7 protein-coding genes and 1 pseudogene are annotated in these 4,904 nt (G+C 40.8%); 6 read left to right on the top strand and 2 right to left on the bottom strand.

Features of this window, described 5'->3' with window-relative positions; translation table 11 throughout:
- Positions 1-88: 88 nt before the first annotated feature.
- Positions 89-409: pseudogene (locus tag L2748_RS23025) on the bottom strand (IS110 family transposase); the annotation flags it as partial.
- A gap of 468 nt (positions 410-877) precedes the next feature.
- Here L2748_RS23025 and L2748_RS23020 point away from each other — a divergent pair.
- The 6 genes from L2748_RS23020 (at position 878) to L2748_RS22995 (ending at position 4,172) form a co-directional block, all read left to right on the top strand.
- Positions 878-1,252 carry a hypothetical protein gene (locus L2748_RS23020; protein ID WP_248957790.1) on the top strand — a complete coding sequence of 125 codons (375 nt, stop codon included), beginning with the start codon at positions 878-880 and terminating at the stop codon, positions 1,250-1,252.
- Between the two features lie 141 nt (positions 1,253-1,393).
- Positions 1,394-1,888, top strand: coding sequence for an SF0329 family protein (locus L2748_RS23015; RefSeq protein WP_248957789.1), 495 nt, complete (start codon positions 1,394-1,396; stop codon positions 1,886-1,888).
- Between the two features lie 102 nt (positions 1,889-1,990).
- Positions 1,991-2,506, top strand: coding sequence for a hypothetical protein (locus L2748_RS23010; protein WP_248957788.1), 516 nt, complete (start codon positions 1,991-1,993; stop codon positions 2,504-2,506).
- Positions 2,503-2,952 (top strand): SMI1/KNR4 family protein, encoded by a 450-nt coding sequence (locus tag L2748_RS23005; RefSeq protein ID WP_248957787.1) that lies wholly within the window; start codon positions 2,503-2,505, stop codon positions 2,950-2,952. The genes L2748_RS23010 and L2748_RS23005 overlap by 4 nt, the downstream gene beginning before the upstream one ends.
- A gap of 180 nt (positions 2,953-3,132) precedes the next feature.
- Positions 3,133-3,528 (top strand): hypothetical protein, encoded by a 396-nt coding sequence (locus L2748_RS23000; protein WP_248957786.1) that lies wholly within the window; start codon positions 3,133-3,135, stop codon positions 3,526-3,528.
- A 248-nt stretch (positions 3,529-3,776) separates the two neighbouring features.
- Positions 3,777-4,172, top strand: a complete 396-nt coding sequence (locus L2748_RS22995; protein ID WP_248957785.1) for a DUF2750 domain-containing protein — start codon at positions 3,777-3,779, stop codon at positions 4,170-4,172.
- Between the two features lie 288 nt (positions 4,173-4,460).
- Here the strand turns inward: L2748_RS22995 and L2748_RS22990 are convergent, their stop codons facing one another.
- The gene (locus L2748_RS22990; RefSeq protein ID WP_248957784.1) at positions 4,461-4,814 is read right to left on the bottom strand and encodes a recombinase family protein; all 354 of its coding nucleotides are present in this window, start codon (positions 4,812-4,814) and stop codon (positions 4,461-4,463) included.
- Between the last annotated feature and the right edge of the window lie 90 nt (positions 4,815-4,904).

Here is a 4,904-nt window from a genome sequence, read left to right as displayed (position 1 = left end):
GGAAGGCTAAGTTTGCGGACAACCCGCTTACCTCAGATCTAATGCAGACTTATTAGAATCTGACAAGACCGTCCTATATTGATCGCTTACGCATCGATGGGCGTGTTGATGCTTCCGCTATTGCATCAGCATCGATGTAGTCATTTTTATTAGTTTTGACGTAAGGCTTAACGTATTGCGGAGGAATGAGTTTAACTTTGTGCCCGAAAGACTGGCACTTTCTCGCTAACCAATGCGAGCCACCACATGACTCCATGGCGATGGTTGTTGCGTGTGTTTGAGAGAGGAACTCAATAAGCTTTGCGCGAGAGAGCTGCTTTCTGAATTGTTCTCGACCGTTGTAGTCATGAGCAACAAGATGAAAAGAAGATTTGCCTAAATCGATCCCAATTACTTTAATAATAGACATGATGGTTCGCCTCTTTGATAGCCTAACCCTAAGGTTAGCTTAGGGGTGAGGCGGACCATCTAATTAAGCTACAGCACGACAGTCTGGACTCCACTTGCTTGGTGTTGTTCGCTAGCGCTCTCAAATTAACAACAAACAAACTCCGTCCAGCCTGCGGCGGAGCTGGGCGTTATGCCCTAGTAATGACAGAGCTCTACGCTGACTCATTTTTGCCCCTTTATCTGTCATAGCCAATAAACAACATAGAGCTGGTGACAAGCCTATAGACCTACTTTTACTAATCGATACGTAATCATCACGAATTACTTTAGATTGAACATCAATACCAATGCTCACTTTGCTTATTTTTGTCCGCGTTTATCTTGCAACACTCTGGTAGAGTACCTATCAATCAATAGCTTTTCTTCAGTAAAAATTAAATAATATGTGCGAATGCGCACTATACAAATGTTTTGACTCAGGAATATTATGAAGTACAAATCCATCAAGGCTATGGCTCACAACTTCACTCACTCGTTTGTGAGTCTTTGTAACTACGAAGATGGTGCTTTTGTTTTTGAGGACTTGTACACGTTGGCTCGTGTACAACCCTACAAAACAGTTCGTATATCATGGGTTCCAACAAACACTGAGGAAATATTTTATTTTACTCCGCGAATCAGAAAGTCACTTCGCTACTACCGAGATTGGCTACCCCGTCATGCAATGAACCATGGTGTAGATTTAAATAAAGTAAATGAATTCTATACAGAAGTGTATGTAGCTAGAAATCATCAAATCTATGTAAGAGTCATCACGGTGGATGATCGCGGTAAAAAGAATGAGCAGTACGTTTACGCTTAAGCTTAAGCCATAACAAGCGAATGAGCGAAGGACGTTTACTCGTAGCGCATTTTTCACAAATACCCAGTGCTTTTGGGGCTTCAATCAATTTAGGCTAGTAAACGCCTGTTATTCGAACGTTAGCCGGCACGAGAAAATTTCATGCAATGGTCAAAACTGAAGAAACGAGTAGAGGATAATTTCGCAGACTCTATCAAAGGCAGAATCGAAATTTTTACAACCGCATACAGGCGACAGGATGAAATCGCTAGAAGTTGGGTTGTAATTGATGGAGAGCAGGAAGTAAGCCTTACTGATTGTGATTCGTGGTGGGAGCAAGGAGCATACTTTCATGAATTCACAACTACTGATTGTCTAACTCATAAAGCTGTAAATGACTCAGAGAGGATGGAAGGTAATCTGCATGAAGCTGGCGAGTTCAGCAGTTATGATTTTAAAATTATGTGCTTTGAGTCATTAAGCATCTCAGCTCATGATTGCATCAAGTCTGAGCATCCATTACTAAGAGTTATAGGTGTCCTTCACAGAAAGCTTGGAAAAGCCAAAGTTAAGGGAATGCAAAAAGACTCTCACCCAATGGTTGCCTATTTCGCAAAATTTCGCACGCAAGCAGAGGCAGCTAACAAGAAAATTTAGGTGACGGCTTTGAAACACCTGATTTAGGCGTTATACATAGGATACAAAATGGATAAAAATAGGATTTATTTTGAAGGGAACCCTTGGCCAGAAGGGCATCCGTTGAGGGAATTTAAGTGGACCGCGAGAGTTGTGGATGGTGAGGTTTGGTTCGATATCCACTTGAAAAGTGCCGACTACTACTCAGAACGTGATATAGAGGATGATGAGGATGTAGACTACGAATCGAGTTGGGAGAATCCGATTGTCTGGGGCAACTACCATCGCTGCACAATGTCTACTCATTACTGGCATAAGGGTGGGTTTAGGGTCTGTAGTCTGCATGAATACTCTCCAGAATACTTGGATGGGCTTGAGCTGAAGATAGATATGCACCCAGAACAGATAGAAGAGTGGGATGATTTCGCGTTTCATATCTATTTGCTCGGGCATGACGCAGTTGCTTGCCACACAATAAAATTTATCCGAGAGTCTGATAGCGACAATTTTTCGATTCAATGGCAAGGGTGTGCCGCACTAGCCTATGTTGTTGATTATGAGTTTAAACATCCGTTTAAACTCTTGGTTGCCAAGCAGAAGTTCCCAATGCCGTTATGTTTAATTGGTGCCATTAAATGACCTCCCTCCGTGAAGTAGTAGAGAGTAATCGGTCGTATTTCGAAGGTGATACCTTTGAAACTAAGCAGTCATTATTAAAGGCAGAGGTGACTTTAGGTGTTAATCTTCCTGAAGAATTAAAGTGGTTACTGATTAATGTTGGCTACGGAGAGTGTTCAGTATTATCTAGCCTTGAAGACTCTGTTTCCGACACAATTAGGTTTAGAAATTCTGCTAAATTACCATCAAAATTTATTGTTTTAGAAGACTTAAATGATTCTGGCGTCGTCGTTTTAAATACAGCCTCAGACAATGGAGAAGTAACTTGGTTAACTGCTCATGAGACCTCGAAATTGGCTGATATTCACCCATTAAATCTAACTGATGCAGATTATTATCCAAGCCTAAGTGAGTGGTTGATTTTTAAGCTTGATGTGAAAGTAGAGGAATCTGAACATTGCAACTAAAGTCAAGGCGACCCAGCCCCCCTCTGCTAGAGTTTCGTGCAGGAAATACTCGCTGGAAACCTAAGTTCCTGCACTGTTCGCGTGTTCTAAGCATTATGACGCGTCTCAATTTAGCCGTAGAGAATTATTATGAAAAAAAGACTGATTTATCTATTACCTCTGCTTCTCTTTGGCTGCTCAGTGAAAGTTGATAAGCTGAGTTACTTAAAAGTCTGGGATGATAAATGGCAAGAGTGCGACAAAATTGGTAAACAAACGATATTAGATTTCCCCAAGTCTGAATGGTTTGAAAGCTTGAGTTTGGACGACAAAAGAGAGGTATTCTTATACATTCGCTTTCTTAAAGACTACGAGTGCACTCAAGCTGAGGCTAGTAATCTCAAGGCTGTGTTAAATGAAGCTGACATCACTACTTTAAATGAAGTCTTAAAAGGCTTTATCTATTTTGACAAGCCAAGTGATTCAAAAATTCAGCATTTAGACCAGCGGCAAGTTGAAGTTTTGTCTAGTGAAATCAGTAGCCCTTTTAATACTTTAGCTACCGCTAAAAAAATGGGGTTAGTTAAACATCAGTGAGAGTGCGCGTTTACACTTGTGGCTCAATATAATAAGTAACATTAAGCGCTAAGAAACTTATGAATGCTGATAATAGGTTTGGATGCCGCGCAAGTAGGTTGTGCAGACGTTACACCTTATAAGTAAATAAAAATGGAATACAACTATACAATCTCATCTGAAGGATGCTTAGCACTATTAGATCCTGAAACATATAAAGGATTTATTGGATTAGATTGGTCGGTAAAGGGAATTAAAGAACATTTAATATGCCTTACATCATGAATGAAATGCAGATGGACAATGTGTTAGCTCTGAACTCAGAAGAGAGATACCTACATTTCTTGAACAAGGTTGCGGACTGGGAGCAGTTATGGATCTTGTGTGATGACGAAGGTCATATCTATACTCGCGCAACAGACGAAATTGAATATCTAACCGTTTGGCCACATCCAGTTTATGCAAAAGAATTCGAGAAAGTTATAGACGGAAACTTAGACGTAAGTGAAATTACTCTAAATGAATTCATGGAGAACTGGTTGCCTGGTTTAGAGTCTGATGACTTAAAAGTTGGCGTATTTCCTAATGCAGAAGGTAAAGTATGGATAATAGAGCCCAAGGATTTACTAGCTGTTCTCGAAGATGAATGCGAACAATATGAGTAAGAACATAACCAGGGTAAGCAACGGACTCGTCAAACTGTCACCGCTGTTGGCGGCGTTATAGCCAAGGAGAGTTGAGTGCCATTTAATTTATCCGAGGAGAAATTAGCAGAAACAGAAGCCACCCTCGAAGTAAGATTGCCAGTGAGAGCTTCGGAGGCAGGTCTTTTATTTTGCTGGCTAGAAGTACTTTATCTAATCAATGCTAGGTTGATTTGAGCTATTGACTAAGCAGCTTCTGTCCAAAAGTGAGTTTAAAAATAAACAAACATCATTGGTTGTACAAGAAGGTCAGTTCTGTTTCTGGTGTGCTACTTTTACTCGGAGAATGGTTTGCCGTGTTGTACTGAATTCACGGGCAATTGCGCTGATAGTTACCCCTGATTTAATTCTTTCAATCACTGCCAGTTGTTGATCTTTATTCAGGACTGGCGGACGCCCAAAGCGTTTACCTTCACTTCTTGCTCTAGCTATGCCCGAATGTGTACGTTCAAGCAAAAGATCTCGCTCAAACTCTGCAACGGCTGAAATAACTTGCATAGTCATTTTCCCAGGGGGGCTAGTTAGATCGACTCCACCTAATGCTAAGCAATGCACTCTAATATTTGATGCCGCTAGTTGCTCAACAGTTTTTCTTATATCCATATGTAGTGGTCAAGTAAAACTGGACACGGACTTGTACGTATTCCAAAATCTTCGTTCAGATTCATTTGGGGTCAAGCCGCCATTATAACT

It is taken from the genome of Shewanella sairae (assembly GCF_023283535.1).
GTDB classification, from domain to species: Bacteria; Pseudomonadota; Gammaproteobacteria; order Enterobacterales; family Shewanellaceae; genus Shewanella; species Shewanella sairae.
Note: the sequence above shows the minus strand (reverse complement) of the source record. Positions and strands in the feature narration are given on the sequence as shown.